Below are 20,514 nucleotides of genomic sequence, written 5' to 3'. Positions count from 1 at the left end.
TGTCGGGCGACGCTTCGCGGGCGATTTCGGCTCAGTGACCGCACCGACGTCCCCGGTACGGGTTGCAAGGATGGGTCACAGACTATTTGTAGCACCGCCCGGCCGTCGGGGTCGTGATTCGCGCCGTTCTCTCGGCCGACGGGGCGGTTCGCGGGGGTCGGGCTCGGCCTTTCGAGTGGGGCGCGGCGCCCGGGGGAAGGCGGCGACGGGGCCGGGGCCCTCCTTCGGCACGGCGCGACACGTCGTCCTTTCGCGCGGCACAATGGAGTCACGGCGGTCATGCGGCCGGCACGCCCCCGAGGCGGGGGCCGAGGGGGCGGGCGAGCCCGCCCGCGCGCGCCCCGACCGGGCTCCGCGTCGCCCCGCGCCCCGGCACGTCGCCCGCCACCGCCGCGCCGGGGAGCGCCCCGCGTGAGGGGGGCGGGCCCTCCCGCGTCAGGGGTGGGGGTCCCTCCGGTCAGACTCCGGAGGCGACGGCGGCGAGTTCCCCGTCGAGCTTGTCACCCTCCGCGCCGGCGCCCTTGTAGAGCACCTCGCCGTCCTCGTCGAGCAGCAGGTAGGTGTTGACGCCCTCGGCGTGGAACCGGTCCCGCAGGGCGTGGCCGGTGTCGGAGAGGTGTGGGAGCCGGCCCGCGCCCGCCGGTGCGGCGAAGCCCTGCAAGCCGTTGCCCGTGCCCGGTTCCGCGACGGCCACCACGTGCACGCGCCCGACGTAGCGGTCGGCCCGGGCGGCCGTCTCGAAGGCCTGGGCCGGGCACTCGGCGCACGCGGACCCGTAGAACCAGAAGAGCACGGGCTTGCCCGCGAGCGCCGCGCCGTCGAAGGTCGCACCGTCCAGGGTCTTGGCGGTGAACCGCAGGTGGGAGGGGGCGGCCAGGCGGCCCGCGGGGGGCGCGCCGGCGGCCCCCCGGGCGGCGGGGTCCGAACCGTCGGACGAGCAGCCGGTCAGCGGCAGGCCCAGTGCGAGGAGCAGGACGGCGGCGGCGACACGAGAACGCATGGCACTCTCCCGGGCGGGACCCGACCGTACGCCGACGGTCGCAGCGAAGGAGAACCGGACGGTGGGCCGGCGCTCCCCGGACGCAAGGAATCTACGGCCAGTCAGATGATCGGACGGGATACGGCGCGGTGCGTACGGCCGCTTCACCCCGACGGCCCCGCCCGGCCCGCACCCATCCCGGCCCGCGCCCCGCCCGGCCCGCACCCATCCCGCCCCGCGCCCCGCCCGGCCCGTTCCCGTCCCGGCCCGCGCCCCGCCACGCCCCCGGGCCGCCAAGTGACTCGTGCGTACTGCACACCCGATCGGTGACAGCGGCGACTGTCGGGGCCAACGCCCCGCGTGGCACCGTCGTTCCTGTCACCGACCGAGGGAGCAGGAGTGAACAAGGGGTACGCCGCGTTCTGCGACGCCGACCGTTGGTTCTACGACGCCCCGTACCGACGGGCCGATGAGAACTACGGCGCGGCCCTCGCCTCCGTACCGACCGGGTGGCGTTCGCACCGCACCGGTGACTGGTACGCGCTGCGTCCCCTCGGTGTCGAACTCCCCGCACAGGGCTGGAAGATCCACGTCTCCGCCTGTCTGGACAACGCCGAGTCGATCCTCGAACGCGTAGAGGCCTACTGCGTTCCCCGGCGCATCGCCTTCAAGTTCGTGCCGAGCCGCCACCTGCTGCACATACGCAACGCGAAGTACGCCGACCGCGCGGCGAGCGGGAAGTTCATCACCGTGTACCCGGCCGACGAGGAGCAGTGCCGGCGCATCGCCGGGGACCTCGACACCCTGCTGGCCGGCGAGCCCGGACCATACATCCTGAGCGATCTGCGCTGGGGCGCCGGACCGGTCCACCTGCGCTACGGCAGCTTCACCCTGCGGCACTGCTACGACGCGCGGGGCGAACTCGTACCGGCCATCGAGACCCCCGACGGCCGACTCGTCCCCGACCCCCGCGGGCCGGCGTTCCAGCCGCCCGAGTGGCTCGACCTCCCCGCCTTCCTGAAACCGCACCTCGACGCGCGCTCCGCCGTGACGCTCACCGACGTGCCCTACACGATCGAGCGCGCCCTCCACTTCTCCAACGGAGGCGGCGTCTACGCCGGCAAGGACACCCGCACCGGCGAACCGGTGGTGCTGAAGGAGGCCCGGCCCCACGCGGGGCTCGCCGCCGACGGCGCGGACGCCGTGGCCCGGCTGCACCGCGAACGGGTCGCGCTGGAACGGCTGGAGGGACTGGACTGCGTCCCGTCCGTCCGCGGCACCTTCACCGTCGGCGACCACCACTTCCTCGTCCTGCAGTACCTGGAGGGCAAGCCGCTCAACACGTACTTCGCCCGGCGTCACCCGCTGATCGAGGCGGAACCCGACCCGGAGGAACTCGCCTCCTACACCCGGTGGGCGCTGACGATCCACCGGCGCGTGACGGAGGCCGTGGAGGCCGTGCACGCCCGCGGGGTGGTCTTCAACGACCTGCACCTGTTCAACATCATGGTCGCGGAGGACGAGGACGGCGAACCCTCCGTGGCACTCCTGGACTTCGAGGCCGCCGCGCACGTCGACGAAGGGCTGCGGCAGACCGTCGCCAACCCGGCGTTCGTCGCTCCCGCCGGACGACGCGGCTTCTCCGTCGATCGCTACGCCCTCGCCTGCCTGAGACTCGCCCTGTTCCTTCCGCTGACCAGCCTGTTGGTGCTGGACCGGGCAAAGGCCGCGCACCTGGCCGACATCGCCGCGGAACAGTTCCCCGTCCCCAGAGCCTTCCTCGACGAGGCCGTGGAGGAGATCCTCTACGACCCGCCTCCCGGCGAGCCGGGCCACCGCCCGACCGTGCCCACCGGCCCGTACCTGCCCGTCGAGCCGGGGGACTGGTCCCGCGCCCGCGCGTCCATGACGGCCGCGCTGCGCGCCTCGGCCACCCTGGACCGCGAGGACAGACTCTTCCCCGGCGACATCGCCCAATTCGCTGCGGCGGGCGGCGGAACCGGCTTCGGGCACGGCGCCGCCGGCGTCCTCTACGCCCTCGCCGAGACCGGCGCCGAACCCTGGCCCGAGGCCGAGAAGTGGCTGCTCAGGAGGACCGAGGAGCCTGAGTCCGGCACCCCGCTTGGCTTCTACGACGGGCTCGCCGGCACCGCCTGGACACTGGACCGGCTCGGCCACCGCGAACGCGCCCTCGCCCTCGCCGAACAACTGCTGCGCCAGCCGTGGCAGACCGTCGGCCCGGACCTGCACGGCGGCCTCGCCGGAATCGGCCTCGCCCTGGACGCCCTGGGCACCACGACCGGGGAGGGCGCACTGCACGACGCCGCCCTGAGCTGCGCCGAACTGGTCGCCCGCTCGGCCCCCGACCTCACCCGGGCGGGGCTCCTGTACGGCAACGCCGGCCCGGCCCTGCTCTTCCTGCGCCTGTACGAACGCACCGGCGACGCGGAACTCCTCGCACGCGCCGGACAGGCCCTGCACCGCGACCTCGACCGCTGCGTGACCAGCGCCTTCGGCACCCTCCAGGTCAACGAGGGCTGGCGGACCATGCCCTACCTGGGCGAGGGCAGCGCCGGCATCGGCATGGTGCTCGACGACTGGCTGGAGCACGGCGCCGACCCCCGCTTCGAGGAGGCCCGGCGCGGCATCGTGGCCGCCGCCCAGGCCACCTTCTACGCCCAGCCCGGGCTCTTCCGAGGAGCGGCCGGCATGATCTTGCACCTCGCCCGGACCACGACCCCCGGACCAGGGACGCGGCGCGAGGACATCGCGCGCCAGATCGACGCCCTCGCTCGGCACGCCGTCCCGTACCAGGGCCAACTGGCCTTCCCCGGCGAGCAGATGATGCGCCTGTCCATGGACTTGTCCACGGGCACGGCCGGCGCTCTGCTCGCCCTCGGCAGCGCCGCGCCCGGCGGGCGCGCACACCTGCCGTTCCTTCCGCCGCTGCGCGACGCCGCAGCGGCCCCCAAGCCGGTCCCGCCAGGGACCGTGACCCATCGGTACACCCCCGGAGAAGAAGAGGAACTGTCATGACGCTTCTTGACCTGCAGTCGATGGAAACCCCCAAGGAAGAGATCACCGAGGCCGCGATGACCGGTGGCGGAAGCCGCGCGAGCCTGCTGCTCTGCGGAGACAGCAGCCTGAGCATCACGACCTGTAACTAACCAGGTCGTCAGGCCTGTACGGGGCCCGGACGGTTCGCCGTCCGGGCCCCGCACCCCATCTCAGGAGCCGCCGCGGATGACCCCGCACGACGACCCGCCGGAACCGGCCGTCCTCGCCCACGAACGCTCCCGGGGTTCCGCTACCCCCACGGGCCCCGAGGACCCCCGCTCCGCCGATCGCGCGCTCCGCGCGGCCGCCCGACACAGCACCGGACGGGCGAGCGCCGTGCTCGGATGCGCGACCGCCGCCTCCGTCGCCGCCCTCGCCGAACCCGCGCTCCTGGGCCTCACCCTCGACCTGCTGCTGCGCCGCGATCCGGCCGCCGCCTCCTGGACCCTGCTGTGCGCCGCCGTCATCGTGGCCGAGGTGCTCCTGGACGCCGCCACGACCCGGCTCACCGGCGCGGTGGACGCCCGCTCCACGGCCTGGCTGCGCCGGCTGGGGCTCTCCCGACTCCTGCGCACCGCGCCCCACCACGCGGCCCGCCTCGCCCCCGGCGAGATCGCCGCGCGACTGACCGCGCACGCCACCGAGGCCGGGACCGTACCGGCCACCCTCGCGACCGGGATCGCCGCCCTGCTGCCCCCGCTCGGGGGACTCGTCGCGCTGTTCGTCATCGACCCCTGGACCGCGCTGGCCTTCGTCGCCGGCCTGCCGCTGCTGGTCCTCCTGCTGAGGACCTTCGCCCGCGACTCCTCCGCCATCGTCTCCCGCTACCAGCAGGCGCAACTGGCGACCGCGGGCCGGCTCGTCGAGGCCCTGGCCGGGGCGCGCACCATCGCCGCCGCCGGCACCGTCGCCCGGGAACGCGCCAGGATCCTCGCCCGCCTGCCCGACCTCGACACCGAGGGCCGGCGGATGTGGCAGGTGTACGGCGCGACGATGGCCCGCACCACCGCCCTGATGCCGCTCCTGCTGTACGTCGTCCTCGGCGCGGGCGGCGTCCGCCTGTCGTCCGGGGCGCTCGACGTCGGGGAACTCCTCGCCGCCGTGCGCTACGCCGGCCTCGCCGCCGGCATCGGGGCCGTCACCGGCAAGCTCAGTGCCGCCGTGCGCGGCCGGGCCGCCGCCCGGCGCACCGCGGAACTGTTCGACCTGCCCGAACTGGAACACGGCCACGGACAACTGCCCGACGGCGGCCCCGGCACGCTGGAACTGCGCGGCGTACGCGTGACGCGCGGCGGATCCGCGGTGCTGCGCGACATCGACCTGCTGATCCCGGGCGGGACCACGGCGGCCGTCGTGGGCGGCTCGGGCTCCGGCAAGACGCTGCTCGCCGCCGTGGCCGGCCGGCTCGCGGACCCCGACGCCGGGCAGGTGTTGCTGGACGGTGTCCCCTTGCGGGAACTGACCGCCGAAGCCCTGCGCCGCGACGTCGGACACGCCTTCCACCGGCCCGCGCTGCTCGGCGACAGCGTGGGCGACGCCATCGCGTTCGGCTCGGGCCCGGCGCCGGATCCCGAAGCGGTGCGGACGGCCGCCAGGGCGGCCGGCGCCGACCTGTTCGTACGGCGTCTGCCCCGTGGATACGACACACCGGTGACCGACGCCCCCATGTCCGGTGGGGAAGTGCAACGCCTCGGCCTGGCCCGGGCGTTCTGCCACGCGGGCCGACTGCTGGTCCTCGACGACGCCACCTCCAGCCTCGACACGGTCACCGCCCGCGAGGTCGAGCGGGCCGTCGCCGAACAGGTACGGGCGGGCACCCGGATCGTCGTCGCGCACCGGATCTCCTCGGCGGCCCGGGCCGACCTCGTCGTGTGGCTGGAGGAGGGACGTGTTCGAGCCACCGGTACGCACGTCGAGTTGTGGCGCGATCCGGACTACCGGGCCGTGTTCGCCGCGGGCGCGCGCCCGGATGCGGAGCCCGCGCACGCGCCGGAGCCCGCGCCGGCGCCCGATCCGGAGCCGGCCCGGACGGCGGACCCGATCGGCCCGAGCGGTCAGGGGGCGGCCCGGTGAGCGAGCACGGCACCTGGCGGCGGGTGAGCCCCGACGCGCGCCGGTTCCTGCGGGGCCGCACCGCCGCCCTGGCCCGACTCGGGAGCTGGTCGCTCCTGGAGTCCGCGCACACCTTCCTCACCGGCTACGGATTGGCCCGCGCCCTCGACGACGGCTTCCTCGCCGGCCGCACCGGGGTCGGCCTGGGCTGGCTCGTCGTCGCCGGACTCGGCGCCCTGCTCGGCGCCTTCGCGTTGCGCGGGGTCTTCGCCGCCCTCGCCGACCTGGTGGAACCGCTCCGCGACGGACTCGTGCGCCGGGCCGTGCGGCACGCCCTCGACCGGGCCGTCGCCGACCCGTCCCGCGCGGCGGACGCGGGCGCCGTCTCCCGCCTCACCCAGCAGACGGAGATGGCCCGGGACTCCTTCGCGGGGATCGTCCTCACGGCCCGTTCGTTCGTCTTCACCGCTGTCGGCGCGCTCGTGGGGATGGCGGCCCTCGCCCCCGTGCTGCTGCTCGTCGTACTGCCCCCGCTGCTGCTGGGGCTCGGCCTCTTCCTCGCCACGCTGCGCCCCATGGCCGGCGTGCAACGCGATTCCCTCGACACCGACGAGGCGCTCTCGCGGAGGGTGGGCGAGGTCGGCGAGGGACTGCGCGACATCGTGGCCTGCGGCGGGGCGGCGCGCACGACCCCCGGGGTGGAGCGCCTGATCCGGGCACAGGAGCGGCTGACCGGCCGCCTCGCCCGGTGGGCGGCCGTCCGTACCGTCGCCCTCGGGGCGGCGGGCCGGATGCCGGTCATCGCCCTGCTGGTGGCGACCCCGTGGCTGCTGGACCGGGGGGTCACCGCCGGGACCCTGGTGGGCGCGCTCACCTACCTCGTACAGGCGCTGCTCCCCGCCCTGCACGCCCTGATGACGGCCCTGGGATCCGCAGGCACCCGGCTGCTGGTGGTACTGGAGCGCTTCCGCGAGCCCGAGCCGCCGCCGTCGCAGGCACCCAAGACGCAGGCACCCAAGACGCAGGCACCCAAGACGCCGGCGCCCGCGCAGCCGCCCCCGCCCGGACCCGCGTCCGCGGCGGAGCTGCGCGACGTCACCTTCGCCTATGGCCCCCGGGCGGCCCCCGTACTGGAACACCTCGACCTGATCGTCCGCCCGGGCGAGCACCTCGCCGTCGTCGGCCCGAGCGGCATCGGCAAGTCGACGCTCACCGCGCTCCTCGCCGGGCTGCTCAGGCCCGACCGGGGCACCGTCCTGGTCGCCGGGGCGGCCGCGCACGGCGACCGGGACGCCTCGCGGCCGGATCCGCGACGCACGCTGCTGCCCCAGCAGGCCTACGTGTTCACCGGCACCGTCCGGGAGAACCTGACCCACCTGTGCCCCGCGGGGCGCCCGCCCGACGACGCCCGGGTGGGCGAGGCCGTGGCCGCCCTGGGCATGGGCGGCCTCGTCGAGCGGCTCGGCGGCCTGGACGGGGCCGTCGTGCCGCGCCGGCTCTCCCAGGGCGAGTGTCAGCAACTCGCCCTGGCCGCGGCCCACCTCTCACCCGCTCCGCTGCTGCTGCTCGACGAGGCCACCTGTCATCTCGACCCGCGTACCGAGGCGCGCGCCGAACAGGCCCTCGCCGCCCGTCCGGGCACGCTGGTCGTGGTGGCGCACCGCATCTCCTCGGCGGCCCGGGCCGACCGGGTCCTCGTGCTGGACGGGACCCGCGCGGTGTGCGGCACACATGAGGAACTCCCGGCCCGATCGCCCCTGTACCGGGACCTGGTGGGGCTCTGGAACGGAACCGGGGAGGTGTGAGGCGCGCGCCGCTCTCGGGAGGCGCCCTCCGGGTCCCGGTCTCCGGTCGCGGGCGGCTCCGGTCTCAGACCCAGCCTTCCCGGCGCGATATGCGGATGGCGTCGATGCGATTGCGCGCACCCGCCTTGCGCGTGGCGGCGGCCATGTAGTTGCGCACGGTGCCGCTGGCCAGGTGCAGGGCGCTGGCTATCTCGGCTATCGAATCGCCTTCCGCCGCGCGGGCCAGCACGCTGAGTTCACGCGGACTCAGCGGTACGGGCTCCGCCTCCATGCAGGCGGACGCGAGCGAGGCGTCCATGAAGCGCTCACCGGCCGCGACCCGTCGTACGGCCCGCACCAGCCGGCCCGGCGAACCGTCCTTGTCGACACACCCCAGCACAGGTGCCCGGAACGCCCTCCGCAGCGAGCCGGGCGTACCGGCCGAAGCCAGTACCAGGATGGGTGAGGAGGCGGGGGAGGAAGGGGAGTGCCGGTCCCTGCGGCCCATCCCCGCCAGGAGCGGAGCCGCGCCCGGACAGTCGAGGTCGACGACGGTGACGTCCGGTTGTAAGCATTCCGTTTCGCGTACCGCGGTCCGCCAGCCCGCGGCGGTCACTTCAAAAGGGCCTTCGGATCTCAGAAGGGCTGCGAGGGCGGAACGGACCAGGCGGACGCTGTGCACGACCAGGACCTTCGTCATTGCGGAATCTCTCCTCCGGTAAGCGGCAACGGCATGAAGCGGCTGCCCGCACACCGGACCCCTGGAACGTCACCGCGGGGGCGCTCTGGTGTGTTCGAGAACCTTGGCCGAGATCCCTCGGAGATTGCGTTCCGCCTTTGGCGGGGAACGTACTTGAGTGCGGCGCCGCACTCCGTTTGCGCCCCGCGTCTTCGTACAACGGGCCCCCCGGATTCGAACAGGCTCGACCGGGCGCCGCCGCGGTCCTCCCACTGATCCGGGCGGGACGCCGGTCGCCCCCGAGGACGACCGGCACCCTTCAGCCGCCGTGAGGCCGAGCGATCAGGCGTTGACGCAGGCGTTGCCGAACGCCGGGTTCAACAGACCGATGACGCTGACGGAGTTGCCGCAGGCGTTGATCGGGACGTGGACGGGCACCTGGACGAGGTTCCCGGACAGGACACCGGGGGAACCGATGGCCGCGCCCTGCGCACCGGCGTCGGCGGAGGCCATCGAGGCTCCGCCGATCACGACGGCTCCGGCGGCGAGGGCGAGGCCGGCGGTCTTCAGCACACGCGACATGTGAGCTCTCCTTCAAAGGTGGTGACGGGCCCGCCCCGCGAAAGGGCGCGCCCCGGGGCCCCGTCGGGACCCACGCCAGTGTTTCGTTCCGCACGACCGGTCCGGCTTGGCCGTGCCCCGGTCATTCCCTCGCACGAGTGACCCGGTGGGCCGAGTGCGCCGCCGCGACCCGTCAGTGCGCGAGGTGGACCTCGAGCGCGGTGCGCACGGCCGACTCCAGCGCGCCCTCGATCCACGCCGGCTTGACGGAGGTGTGACAGCCGGCGAAGTGCAGCCCGCCCTCGGCACGGCGGACGTGCGGGAAGAGCTCGGTGTGCTGGCCGGGGAGGAGCACCGAGGCCTCGCCGTACGCGTACGGGTCGCGCATCCACGACTGGGTCGCGCCGACGCCCGTGTAGAACACCTCGATCCGCTGCCCGTACACGTCCTGCAGGCCGGACAGCGCCCGGGGATAACGCTCCGCGTCGTCGAGGGCGTCCCACTTCAGGGCGTCGTCGGCCCAACTGTAGGAGGCCAGGACCACCCCGCCCGCGCTGCCCGGGACCGGGTGCGAGGGCTGGAACATGAAACGGTTGGGGTTGTCGCTGGTGGAGCCGCCACCGACGACACCGGCGGCCTCCGGCTGGTCCCGGGCGACGAGCCGGCAGGCCGCGTAGTGCGCGCGCTGCGCCTGCGTGACACGGCCCTTCGGCGTCGCGGGGTGGGCGCCCAGCAGCGAGCCGTCACCCGGGGTGCGGCCCATCTGGTAGTCGGCGTGGAGACCCTTGCGCACGGCCTCCAACTCCCGCTTCCAGTCCGCCTCGGTGAACTCCCACCAGCGGCGGCTGAATTCGAGCAGCACCTTGGTCGCCGCGTCGTAGTGCAGCTCGGTGATCGCACGCCGTTTCCCGTACGACAGGGCGGGCGTCACGGGGATGTGCCGCAGCCCCGAGAACGGCACGGTGACGATGGCGACGTCGCCGGTGAAGGTCTCCCGTACGACGGGGCGACCGCCGCGACCCTCGGACACCGTCTCCACCGTGACGGACCTGCCCGCCGCGTCCCGCGCGATGCGAGTGACCCGCCGGTCCAGCCTCACCAGGTCCTTGACCCGCTCGTACATGGCGTCCGCGAGGGTGCCGGTGCCCCCGGGGAGCTCGAAGAAGCGGGTGTCCGGACTGATCAGGGCGGAGGAGATGAAGGAGTGCAGGAACGTGAGGTGGAGCCGGGAGGTGAGGTTCTCGACGGTGCCGATCAGGTCGACGGTCCGTTCGTCCAGCTTCGCCTCGTCGGTGAGGTAGCGGTACATCGACATGTGGCCGTGCCGCTGGATCACCCGCGCCCAGGCCTCGACGAGCGCGCTCCCCTCCTTGCCGTCGATCTCCTTGCGCACGGGAGCCAGGGCGCCCCGTACGATCTGCGCGGCCGGAACGTTCTCGTACGCGGCGGGCACGCCGAAGGAGCGGTTGACGGCGCGCGGGTCGCGCGCGTAGTCCGCGCGCCGCACCCTGATGCCGTTGACGAGGATCCAGGTACGGGACGCCGGACGGCCCGCGCGGTCCACGTCCACCAGGTGGAAGGGCCGGCGGTGCAAGCCGAGGGAGTCGATGAGTCCGGTCACCAGCGGGTGGCTGTCGGGGATGCGCATGGCCCCGGCCTCGGCGTACTGCTTCGGGTCGGCGAAGGGGGCGACGGCGCGCTCGTGACCGCCCGCGCGGAAGGTCTTGACGCGACCGCCGACACGGTTGGCGTTGGCCTCGATCACGGTGACCCGGTGGCCGGCCGAGTGCAGCAGGTGGGCGGCGGCCAGGCCGGCCGGTCCGGCGCCGATGACCAGCACCTTCCGGGGAGCCCTGCGGGACCTGGGCAGACCGGACTTCAGCAGTACGTCCGAGTAACGCGGCACCAGCGGCTCGTCGTTGTCGTCCCGGACCAGGACGGCGCGGGCGACGGCCAGGCAGGTGTCCCAGTCGGCGGAAGGGGCCCCGGCGGGAGCGGCGTTGGTGGCGGTGGCGGGCGCGGCGGTGGCCGGGACCGTGGCGGCGGCGATCCCGCCGGCCACGGCGAGGGCGCCCGCGCCGGCGAGCACCGAGCGCCGGGAGGTCGAGCCCGCGGCGCCGGAGACGGATTCATTGATCATGAACCCACCCTCGGGGCACCGGCCCGGTCCGCCGCGCCGAACGCGCCTGGAGAACCTCGAACCACCCGAACGTGATGGTGCGGGCGCGATGCTGACGTCCCGTGCCGGGTCCGCTCAGCGCACCTGGACCCCGACGAGACAGGTGTCGTCGTCCGTGTCGGACCTGCTGTGGGTCAGGAGGCGGTCCAGCCGGCTCTCCAGCGACGGGGACTCCCGCTGCGCGAGGCCGAGGAGTTGGGTCAGGGAATCCATCATGGAGGTGTCCCGACGCTCCACGAGCCCGTCGGTGTACATCAGCACGGTGTCCTCGGCTTCGAGCTGTACCTCCTCCTCCTCGTACTCCGCGTTCGGCACGGCACCGAGCAGCAGGCCCTTGGCCAGCGGGAAGGCCGTGGCCCGCGCGCCCCGCACGAGGATGGGCGGCAGGTGTCCCGCGCGCGCCCAACGCAGCACCCGCCGGTCCGGATCGAAGATCCCGCACACGGCGGTCGCGGTCAGGTCACTGGTCAGGTGGTGGGCGACCGCGTTCAACCAGGTGAGCAACTGGGCCGGTCCGGCCCCGGTCACCGCGAGGCCGCGCAGGGCGTTGCGCAGGACCACCATGCCGGTGGCCGCCTCGATGCCGTGCCCGGCGACGTCACCCACGCACAGGAGCACCTTCCGGTTCGGCAGGACGACCGAGTCGTACCAGTCCCCGCCGATCAGGGCCTGCGACTCCGCCGGCCGGTACCGCACCCCGATGCGGATCCCCGGCGCGTCGAGCGGCGCGGGCGCCGGCGGCATGATCGCGTGCTGCAACTGCAACGCGAGACGGCTGCGCTCCGCCGACTCCGCCTCCGTGTAAGCCAGTTGGTCCCGGGTGGCGGCCAGAGCCACCTCGGTCCAGTGCTGCGCGGAGATGTCCTGGTAGGCGCCCCGCACGGCGAACAGCGACCCGTCCGCGTCCTGGACGGGCTCCGCGACGATGCGGATGTGCCGGGTGACGCCGTCCGGACGCTGGAGGCGGAAGGCCACGGAGGCCTCGCGCCGGTAGTGCATCAGCGTCCGCAGGAACCGGTTGATCGACGTGATGTCATCGGGGTGCGCGTGGCCGGGGAGCGCCTCCAACGGTACCGGCGAGGCCCCCGCCGGCAGCCCGTACAGGGAGAAGAGCTGCCCGTTCCAGGTGATCTCACCCGTGGTGAAGTTCTCCTCGAAGCCACCGATCCGGCCGAGCCGCTGCGCGTGTTGCAGCAGGCTGGCCAGCCGCGCGGTCTCGTCCTCGATCCGCCAGATCAACAGCAGCGCGGCGCCGTGACGCGTGATGCTGGCGTCGGCCACGGCCGTGAGCGGCACGTCGTCGATGAACGCGGTCAGCGTCATCCGCTGGGTCTGGAAGGACTCCCCGGTGGCGTAGACCCGCTCCAGCTTCTCGAACAGCCCGTTGTCCTCGGCGGCCATGGGATAGGCCTCCAGGAACGTGGAGCCGCCCACGGCGCTGCGGGGCCGACCCGCGGGGTCGGTGAAACGGTCGTTGGCGTGGTGGACCCGGAAGTCCGTCAGGCCGCCGGCGGGACCGAGGATCGGCGTGAGGACGAGCGCCGGGTCGTGCAAGTGGTCCGCGAGATCGGTCAATTCGGACACCGTCGCGTGCGGCGGCCGGCCCGGAACCGACGGGGCGCCCGCGCCCGCCGGGTCCTCCAGCGTGTGGGCGCACAGCTCCGCCAACGCCTCGATCTGGCGGATGATCCGCGGCGGCTGCGGCGCCAGCGGCTGCGGCCAGCACACCTCCAGCACCCCGTGGATGCGGCCGCCCGTCCCGGCGGGCACCGCTATGCGTCCCCCGTGCGGGTGCCGACGGCGCCCGATCGAGGGCATGCCCGAATCGGAGAGGCGGGAGACGAAGGCGGGCCCCCGCTCGTTGAGCGCGAGACGCGCGCAGGTGGCGACCTCCGGCGGGACGTACCGCCAGCGGAGCGCCTCGTCCTGGGTGAACCCGGCCTGGCCGGCCAGCGTCAGCGAGGAATCGGCCCCCGCGAGCCAGATGGCCACACCGTGCGCCCCCAGCGGAGCCAACGCGTTCTCCAACAGCGCGGTCGCCACGGCCTGGGCGTCCGAGGCGGACAACAGTCCGCTCTCCGCGGCGCGCAACCGCACCGCGGCCGCGTCGTCCCGGCCATCGCCGTCGGCCGCGGCGCGATCCAGGAACTCCGCCGCGAGATCACTGACCCGGTCGCGGGACGCCTCGTTGATGATCTCCACCGAGAGGCCCAGCACGGTCGTGCCGGACTGCTCGGCCAGGATGGCCAACTGCCGTGCCGCCTCGGCGGGCCCGCAGCCCAGCTTGCCGACGAGGACGCCCTTGGCCATCTCGATCAGGGCCCGTCCGTCCGACGCCGACTGCGCCTCGCGCACCTCCCGGCGCAGGCGTTCCACGGTGGCGGCCAGCCGGCCCACGTCGACTCCGGGATCCGGCCGCCCGGCCGCACCGCGCTCGGCCGGCAGGGTGCCGCGAGCAGCCGGAACGGTGACGTCGTCCGGCCCCGAGGGCGACATCCCGCCCCGCGGCGCGTCTTGGTGCTGAGGACTGTTCACGGTGAGTCCGGGCTCCTGGGCGGGTACGTGGGGGACGGCGGGGAGTCAGACACGTGTGGCCCCCGAGACGTCCCGCGGCAGCAGCCAGTGCCGCACGCGGGCCATGAGGTCGTCGGCGTCCACCGGCTTGGTGACGTAGTCGCTGGCTCCCGAAGCGAGGCTCTTCTCCCGGTCGCCGGGCATCGCCTTCGCCGTGACCGCGATGATCGGCAGGTCGGCGTACGCCGGCATGCGACGGATCTCGGCGGTCGCCGCGTACCCGTCCATCTCGGGCATCATCACGTCCATCAGGATCAGATGGATCCCGGGATGACCGGTGAGGGCGTCGATGGCGGTACGGCCGTTCTCCGCGTGCACGACCTGGATGCCGTGCAGTTCGAGGATGCCGCTGATCGCGTACAGGTTGCGCGCGTCGTCGTCGACCACCAGCACGGAACGACCGGCCAGACCGTCGTCGAGGAACGCGGGAACAGCGGTGGGGGAGTCCTGCGAACGCACCAGGGACGGCACGTCACCGGGTTCCTGGGCGGAGAGGTGCAGCGAGATCCGCTCCCGCAGCTCGTCCAGGCTGGACAGCACCTCCAACGGCTGCGACGCCGTGTGCTCGTGCAGTTCCCGCTGCTGCGCCGCGTCGAGACGACGGTTGTCGTGGGCCAGGACCGGCAGGGAGGCCAGCGCCGAGTCCCCGGCCAGGGCCCGCAGGAAGCGCAGTGCCTCCCCGTCCTGGCCGAGTTCCAGGACCACGCAGTGGAACGGCGCCGCGGCGAGTACCTCCGCCGCCTCCTGGGCGCTCACGGCGGTCACCACCTCGACGGGCTCGTGCGCCGCGAACGGCGAGCGGCCCAGCGCGAGGTCGTGGGTGGCGCTCTCGGCGACGAGGGTCAGCAGGCCGTTGCTGCGCTCCTCGATCACCAGGAGCCGGCGCGGGCGTCGCTCGAGACCGGGCGCCGGGGCCCGTCCCCGCTGCTCGCCGACGGTGCTTCCGGTGGTTTCGGTCCCGGGACCCACCAGGGCGCGATCGGCGAAGTCCGTCCGGGCCACCGGCAGGTAGAGGGTGAACACGGATCCCTCGCCCGGGTTGCTGAGCGCGGTGACGGCGCCTCCGAGGAGCTGGGCGATCTCCCGGGTGATGGAGAGCCCGAGTCCGGTGCCCCCGTACTTGCGGCTGGTCGTGCCGTCGGCTTGCTGGAACGCGGCGAAGATCGATTCGAGTTGGTGTTCCGCGATGCCGATGCCGGTGTCCTTCACGCGGAAGGCGACCATCGGCCCGCCGTGGCTCAGCCCGGCCGGCAGGTCGGCGGCGGCCACGGGTTCGATCCGCAGCTCCACCCGGCCGTGCTCGGTGAACTTCACCGCGTTGGAGAGCAGGTTGCGCAGGATCTGACGCAGTCGCGAGTCGTCGGTGAGCAGGTCCACCGGCACCCCGGTGGCGGTCGTGATCTCGAACTCCAGGCTCTTCTGGCTGGTCAACGGTCGGAAGGTGGCGTCGACGTAGTCGAGGAGCCGCCTGAGCGGGACCCGCTCGGGGTTGATGTCCATCTTCCCGGCCTCGACCTTCGACAGGTCGAGGATGTCGTCGATCAGCTGGAGGAGGTCGGAACCGGCCGAATGGATGATGCCCGCGTACTCGACCTGCTTGGGGGAGAGGTTGCGGCTGGGGTTCTGCGCGAGCAACTGGGCCAGGATCAGCAGGCTGTTGAGCGGGGTGCGCAGTTCGTGGCTCATGTTGGCCAGGAACTCCGACTTGTACTTCGAGGCCAGCGAGAGCTGCTGGGCGCGGTCCTCCAGTTCCTGGCGCGCCTGCTCGATCTCCAGGTTCTTGGTCTCGATGTCGCGGTTCTGGCTGGCGAGGAGGGCCGCCTTCTCCTCCAGTTCGGCGTTGGAGCGCTGGAGTTCGTCCTGCTGTACCTGGAGCTCCTCGGACCGGGCCTGGAGTTCGCCGGTCAGCCGCTGGGACTCGCCCAGGAGCTCGTCGGTGCGCGCGTTGGCCACGATGGTGCTGACGTTGACCCCCACGGTCTCCATCAGCCGGCCCAGGAAGTCGCGGTGGACGGCCGTGAACTCCTTGAACGAGGCGAGCTCGATCACGCCGAGTACCTGGTCCTCCACCACGATGGGCAGCACGATCAGGCACGCGGGCGCGGACCGGCCGAGGCCGGAGGAGATCAGGTAGCCGGCGGGCACGTCCTCGGCGACGATGATGCGGCGGCTGCGGGCGGCCTGGCCGACCAGCGTCTCGCCCGGGGTGAGGCGGTCGCTCTCGGACTGGCCCGAGGGGCGCCCGTACGAGCCGATGAGGGTGAGCCAGGACTGCCCGTCGATCTCGTCGGCCAGGTAGAAGGCCCCGTAGCTGGCGGCCACCAGGGGGGTCAGCTCGTCCATGACCAGTTCCGCGACGACCGAGAGGTCGCGGTGGCCCTGCATCAGGCCGGAGATCCGGGCCAGGTTGGACTTGAGCCAGTCCTGTTCCAGATTGGCGCGGGTCGTCTCGCGCAGCGAGCCGACCATCGAGTTGATGTTGTCCTTGAGTTCGGCGACCTCGCCGGACGCGTCGACCGTGATCGAGCGGGTCAGGTCCCCCTCGGCGACGGCGCTGGCGACCTCCGCGATGGCGCGGACCTGCCGGGTCAGGTTGCCCGCCAGCTCGTTGACGTTCTCCGTCAGCCGCTTCCAGGTGCCCGATACGCCCTCCACCTCGGCCTGGCCGCCGAGTCGGCCCTCGCTGCCGACCTCGCGGGCGACGCGGGTGACCTCGGCCGCGAAGGAGGACAATTGGTCGACCATCGTGTTGATGGTGGTCTTGAGCTCGAGGATCTCGCCCCGGGCGTCCACGTCGATCTTCTTCGACAGGTCGCCGTTGGCCACGGCGGTGGTGACGAGCGCGATGTTGCGGACCTGGCCGGTGAGGTTGTTGGCCATGGAGTTGACGTTGTCGGTGAGGTCCTTCCAGGTACCCGCCACGTTGGGGACGCGGGCCTGGCCGCCGAGCCGGCCCTCCGTGCCCACCTCACGGGCCACGCGGGTGACCTCGTCCGCGAACGCCGACAGCGTGTCCACCATCGTGTTGATCACACCGGCGAGCGCCGCCACCTCGCCCTTGGCCTCGACGGTGATCTTCTGCGAGAGGTCGCCGCGGGCGACCGCGGTGGCCACCTGGGCGATGGAGCGGACCTGCCCGGTGAGGTTGGACGCCATCACGTTGACGTTGTCGGTGAGGTCCTTCCAGGTGCCCGAGACGCCGCGGACCGTGGCCTGGCCGCCCAGGTTGCCCTCGGTGCCGACCTCGCGGGCGACGCGGGTGACCTCGTCGGCGAAGGCGGAGAGCTGGTCGACCATCGTGTTGATGGTCTCCTTCAGTTCCAGGATCTCGCCGCGGGCGTCGACCCGGATCTTCTGCGTCATGTCGCCCCGGGCGACCGCCGTGGTGACTTCGGCGATGGAGCGGACCTGCGCGGTGAGGTTGTCGGCCATGAAGTTGACCGAGTCGGTGAGGTCGCGCCAGGTGCCCGAGACGCCCTTGACGTCCGCCTGCCCGCCGAGCCGGCCCTCGGTGCCGACCTCGCGGGCCACGCGGGTGACCTCGTCGGCGAAGGCGGAGAGCTGGTCGACCATCGTGTTGATCGTCGTCTTCAGCTCAAGGATCTCGCCGCGGGCGTCGACCCGGATCTTCTGCGACAGGTCGCCCTTGGCCACGGCGGTCGCCACCTGGGCGATGGACCGTACCTGGGCCGTCAGGTTCCCGGCCATGAAGTTGACCGAGTCGGTGAGGTCGCGCCAGGTGCCCGAGACGCCCTTGACGTCCGCCTGCCCGCCCAGGATCCCCTCGGTGCCCACCTCGCGGGCCATTCTGGTGACCTCGTCGGCGAAGGCGGAGAGCTGGTCGACCATCGTGTTGATGGTGTTCTTGAGTTCCAGGATCTCGCCGCGCGCGTCGACGGCGATCTTCTGGGAGAGGTCGCCCTTGGCGACGGCCGTGGTCACCTGGGCGATGTTGCGCACCTGGTCGGTGAGGTTGCCGGCCATGAAGTTGACCGAGTCGGTGAGGTCCCGCCACACGCCCGCCACGCCCGGCACCTCGGCCTGCCCGCCGAGCCGGCCCTCGCTGCCGACCTCGCGGGCGACGCGGGTGACCTCGTCGGCGAAGGAGGAGAGCTGGTCCACCATCGTGTTGACGGTGTCCTTGAGCTCCAGGATCTCGCCGCGGGCCGCCACGTCGATCTTCTGGGACAGGTCTCCGCGGGCGACGGCCGTGGCGACCTGGGCGATGTCCCTCACCTGGGTGGTGAGGTTGCCGGCCATCGCGTTCACCGAGTCGGTCAGATCCGCCCAGGTCCCCGATACGCCGGGAACCTCGGCCTGCCCGCCCAGCGTTCCCTCGGTGCCGACCTCGCGCGCGACGCGGGTCACCTCGGAGGTGAAGAGCGAGAGCTGGTCGACCATGCCGTTGAACACGGTCGCGATCTCCCCGAGGAGACCGTCGGCCTCGTCGGGGAGCCGGGTGCCGAAGTCGCCGTCGCGGACGGCTGTCAGGCCTGCCAGGAGCTGACGCAGCTCCGGCTCCCCGACCACTCCCGGCGCGGTCCCCTCGACATTGGAGCGCACGCCTGCCTGCCTGGCCATCTGTCCCCCGCTCGATCTTCCCGGATTCCCGCGGTGCCGTTGACGGGCGGTGCGGCACTGCTTCGGCCGGCCGCCGCACCGCACCCCACGGGTCCCGGTCGGTCGGCGAACAGGGTGAAGACTATCCGGCGAGGTCTGCGGCTCCACTTCGTTCTCCGGAGGAGGACGCGGGGCCACCGACCCCGCCCTGGGGACACCACCTCGCCTCGAACCCGTCAGATCAAGCCAAGACTGGCTGAATTTGATCGCCGATTGACCGTGTAGGGCTCGAAAGCGGGGGCAAGAGCGGCAACGAAGCCATCCGCACCTGGGAGGGAACATCGCCATGCCTCGCTCTGTCGCAGTCGTGAGCCCCGTACGTGAGACAGCCGCCGAGGTCGTTCCCCCGACCGGATCCACGCCCGAGTCCTTCACGGAACTGCCCCCCGTGGCGAACGCCCGCGAGGTCGCCCCCGGCGACGCCCGCGAGCTGTCGCGCCTGTTCCTGACCCGGCTGCGGTCCCTGGAGGAGGGGACGCGCGAGTACCAGTACGCGCGCAACACCCTCATCGAGATGAACATCTCCCTCGTCCACTTCGCCGCCCGGCGCTTCCGCGGCCGCGCGAGCGGCGGCGGCGTGGAGATGGAGGACATCGTCCAGGTGGGCACGATCGGCCTCATCAAGGCCATCGACCGCTTCGACCCCGACCGGGAGGTCGAGTTCTCCACCCTCGCCCTCCCCTACATCACCGGCGAGATCAAGCGCTACTTCCGTGACACGACCTGGGCCGTGCACGTCCCCCGCCGGCTCCAGGAGCTGCGGACGGAACTCGCGAAGAGCCAGGAAGAACTGACGGACGTGCTCGGCCGCGCGCCGACGGTCAAGGAGATCGCCGAACACCTGGACCTCGGCGAGGAGGACGTCATCGAGGGCCTGGTGGCCGCCAACGGCTACACCAGCGGCTCCCTCGACGCCTCCGCCGACTCCGACGAGCAGACGACCAGCGGGCGCAGGACCCGCCCGCTGGCCGAGAGCATGGGCGAGGCGGACCCGGCCGTGGAACTCTTCGAGGAGATGCACACCCTGGCCCCGCTGCTCGGCCGGCTCCAGGAGCGCGACCGTCTGATCCTGCGGATGCGCTTCGGCCAGGAGAAGACCCAGGCCGAGATCGGCGCCGAACTCGGCATCTCCCAGATGCAGGTCTCCCGCCTCCTGTCGCGGATCCTCACGCAGCTGCGCAGCGGCATGCTCGCAGCCTGAACCGCCCTGCGGGCGGCGCCTCCGGGACCACCCGGCGGCGCCGCCCGCCCGCGTGTCCGGCCGACCCGGGCCGTGTTCGGCGGCCGCCCGTCGAGGGTCCTCGACACCGGGCTCACCCAGCGCCTCCACACGGCGATCAACCGGCGGTCATGAGCACGACCAAGAGCGACGAACCGGCTGTAGAGTTCAGACGCGAACACGAGCAACGGGAAAAGACAGTGCATCGGAAGGCTGACGTGGGAACTCGCGACCAAGGGGACAGTGACGTGCCGCCCCGCGCCGACAACGAGACGGTCGGGCCGCGGCGGGCCGAACTCCGGCACAGCGAGCCGGACGCCGTGGTGTGCGCGCTCACCGGAGACCTCGACCTCGACAGCCTGGGATCCGTCCAGCCCGTCCTGGACGAGGCGATCGGATCGGGTCCGTCCCGGCTGGTCATCGACCTGTCGGGGGTCGGATTCTGCGACTCCTCGGGCCTCAACCTGCTGCTGAGCCTGCGGTTGGACACCGAACGGGAGGGCATCGCGCTGCGACTGGCGGCGCCCACCGAGCAGTTGTCGCGACTGCTCCAGCTCACCGGCGCGGACGGCGTCTTCACCATCAGCCGCACCGTGCCGGACGCCCTCGCCACGGGATGAACCCCGCCACCGCCTCGCACCTCCCGCGCCTCCTCCCGGGGGCACCGGCACCCGTGTGCGAGGTGTTCAAGAGGGCAGGGCGGGTATGCGCGGGGTCTGGGACACCGAAACGGTCGATCCGGACTTTTCCCGGGCCAGGACTGCAGGAGTACGACATCAACGACAAGACCAGTGCCCCAGGGGGTGAGAC

General features: G+C 72.9%; 12 protein-coding genes. 6 read left to right on the top strand and 6 right to left on the bottom strand.

The annotated features are described in order from the left end of the window. Nucleotides 1–457 precede the first annotated feature (457 nt). Nucleotides 458–1,000 (bottom strand): TlpA family protein disulfide reductase, encoded by a 543-nt coding sequence (locus tag ACIRO3_RS06145; RefSeq protein ID WP_404133040.1) that lies wholly within the window; start codon nt 998–1,000, stop codon nt 458–460. A gap of 378 nt (nt 1,001–1,378) precedes the next feature. On the opposite strand from ACIRO3_RS06145, the gene lanKC reads away from it, so the two are divergent. The 4 genes from lanKC (at nt 1,379) to ACIRO3_RS06125 (ending at nt 7,893) form a co-directional block, all read left to right on the top strand. Then, a complete protein-coding gene (gene lanKC / locus ACIRO3_RS06140) occupies nt 1,379–4,015 on the top strand; it encodes a class III lanthionine synthetase LanKC (protein ID WP_404133037.1) in 2,637 nt (878 codons plus the stop codon). After that, nucleotides 4,012–4,146, top strand: a complete 135-nt coding sequence (locus ACIRO3_RS06135) for a SapB/AmfS family lanthipeptide (protein ID WP_053678097.1) — start codon at nt 4,012–4,014, stop codon at nt 4,144–4,146. The genes lanKC and ACIRO3_RS06135 overlap by 4 nt, the downstream gene beginning before the upstream one ends. Nucleotides 4,147–4,222: 76 nt before the next feature. Continuing rightward, nucleotides 4,223–6,109, top strand: a complete 1,887-nt coding sequence (locus ACIRO3_RS06130) for an ABC transporter ATP-binding protein (RefSeq protein WP_404133032.1) — start codon at nt 4,223–4,225, stop codon at nt 6,107–6,109. Further along, complete coding sequence (locus ACIRO3_RS06125; protein ID WP_404133029.1) at nt 6,106–7,893, top strand: ATP-binding cassette domain-containing protein; 1,788 nt, start codon at nt 6,106–6,108, stop codon at nt 7,891–7,893. The genes ACIRO3_RS06130 and ACIRO3_RS06125 overlap by 4 nt, the downstream gene beginning before the upstream one ends. A gap of 64 nt (nt 7,894–7,957) precedes the next feature. Here ACIRO3_RS06125 and ACIRO3_RS06120 read toward each other — a convergent pair whose 3' ends face one another. The 5 genes from ACIRO3_RS06120 to ACIRO3_RS06100 all read right to left on the bottom strand — a co-directional run bounded on the left by ACIRO3_RS06120 (nt 7,958) and on the right by ACIRO3_RS06100 (nt 18,446). Then, on the bottom strand, nt 7,958–8,572 hold the full coding sequence (locus ACIRO3_RS06120; RefSeq protein ID WP_361780698.1) for a response regulator transcription factor: 615 nt from the start codon (nt 8,570–8,572) through the stop codon (nt 7,958–7,960). 321 nt (nt 8,573–8,893) lie between these two features. Next, the gene (locus ACIRO3_RS06115; RefSeq protein ID WP_404133026.1) at nt 8,894–9,133 is read right to left on the bottom strand and encodes a chaplin; all 240 of its coding nucleotides are present in this window, start codon (nt 9,131–9,133) and stop codon (nt 8,894–8,896) included. Nucleotides 9,134–9,305: 172 nt separating this feature from the next. After that, complete coding sequence (locus ACIRO3_RS06110) at nt 9,306–11,252, bottom strand: flavin monoamine oxidase family protein (protein ID WP_404133023.1); 1,947 nt, start codon at nt 11,250–11,252, stop codon at nt 9,306–9,308. 114 nt (nt 11,253–11,366) lie between these two features. Continuing rightward, on the bottom strand, nt 11,367–13,787 hold the full coding sequence (locus ACIRO3_RS06105; protein WP_404134081.1) for a SpoIIE family protein phosphatase: 2,421 nt from the start codon (nt 13,785–13,787) through the stop codon (nt 11,367–11,369). 84 nt (nt 13,788–13,871) lie between these two features. Next, complete coding sequence (locus tag ACIRO3_RS06100; RefSeq protein WP_404133020.1) at nt 13,872–18,446, bottom strand: HAMP domain-containing protein; 4,575 nt, start codon at nt 18,444–18,446, stop codon at nt 13,872–13,874. Nucleotides 18,447–18,771: 325 nt separating this feature from the next. Here ACIRO3_RS06100 and ACIRO3_RS06095 point away from each other — a divergent pair, with 325 nt between their 5' ends. Both ACIRO3_RS06095 and ACIRO3_RS06090 read left to right on the top strand, forming a co-directional pair. After that, entirely contained in the window at nt 18,772–19,686 is a 915-nt protein-coding gene (locus ACIRO3_RS06095; RefSeq protein WP_404133018.1) for a SigB/SigF/SigG family RNA polymerase sigma factor, read from the top strand. A gap of 266 nt (nt 19,687–19,952) precedes the next feature. Continuing rightward, entirely contained in the window at nt 19,953–20,324 is a 372-nt protein-coding gene (locus ACIRO3_RS06090) for an STAS domain-containing protein (protein WP_404133015.1), read from the top strand. Nucleotides 20,325–20,514: the final 190 nt, after the last annotated feature.

Origin of the sequence: Streptomyces sp. NPDC102278, assembly GCF_044766345.1 — a bacterium.
Lineage (GTDB): Bacteria > Actinomycetota > Actinomycetes > Streptomycetales > Streptomycetaceae > Streptomyces.
This window is presented reverse-complemented; position numbering and strand designations above follow the sequence as displayed.

What these genes read in the sequence shown, in the direction of transcription:
- ACIRO3_RS06110 (WP_404133023.1), bottom strand. Translation starts at nt 11,252, where the DNA reads ATGATCAATGAATCCGTCTCCGGCGCCGCGGGCTCGACCTCCCGGCGC.
- ACIRO3_RS06095 (WP_404133018.1), top strand. Translation starts at nt 18,772, where the DNA reads ATGCCTCGCTCTGTCGCAGTCGTGAGCCCCGTACGTGAGACAGCCGCC.
- ACIRO3_RS06145 (WP_404133040.1), bottom strand. Translation starts at nt 1,000, where the DNA reads ATGCGTTCTCGTGTCGCCGCCGCCGTCCTGCTCCTCGCACTGGGCCTG.
- ACIRO3_RS06100 (WP_404133020.1), bottom strand. Translation starts at nt 18,446, where the DNA reads ATGGCCAGGCAGGCAGGCGTGCGCTCCAATGTCGAGGGGACCGCGCCG.
- ACIRO3_RS06135 (WP_053678097.1), top strand. Translation starts at nt 4,012, where the DNA reads ATGACGCTTCTTGACCTGCAGTCGATGGAAACCCCCAAGGAAGAGATC.
- ACIRO3_RS06105 (WP_404134081.1), bottom strand. Translation starts at nt 13,787, where the DNA reads ATGTCGCCCTCGGGGCCGGACGACGTCACCGTTCCGGCTGCTCGCGGC.
- ACIRO3_RS06120 (WP_361780698.1), bottom strand. Translation starts at nt 8,572, where the DNA reads ATGACGAAGGTCCTGGTCGTGCACAGCGTCCGCCTGGTCCGTTCCGCC.
- ACIRO3_RS06130 (WP_404133032.1), top strand. Translation starts at nt 4,223, where the DNA reads ATGACCCCGCACGACGACCCGCCGGAACCGGCCGTCCTCGCCCACGAA.
- ACIRO3_RS06115 (WP_404133026.1), bottom strand. Translation starts at nt 9,133, where the DNA reads ATGTCGCGTGTGCTGAAGACCGCCGGCCTCGCCCTCGCCGCCGGAGCC.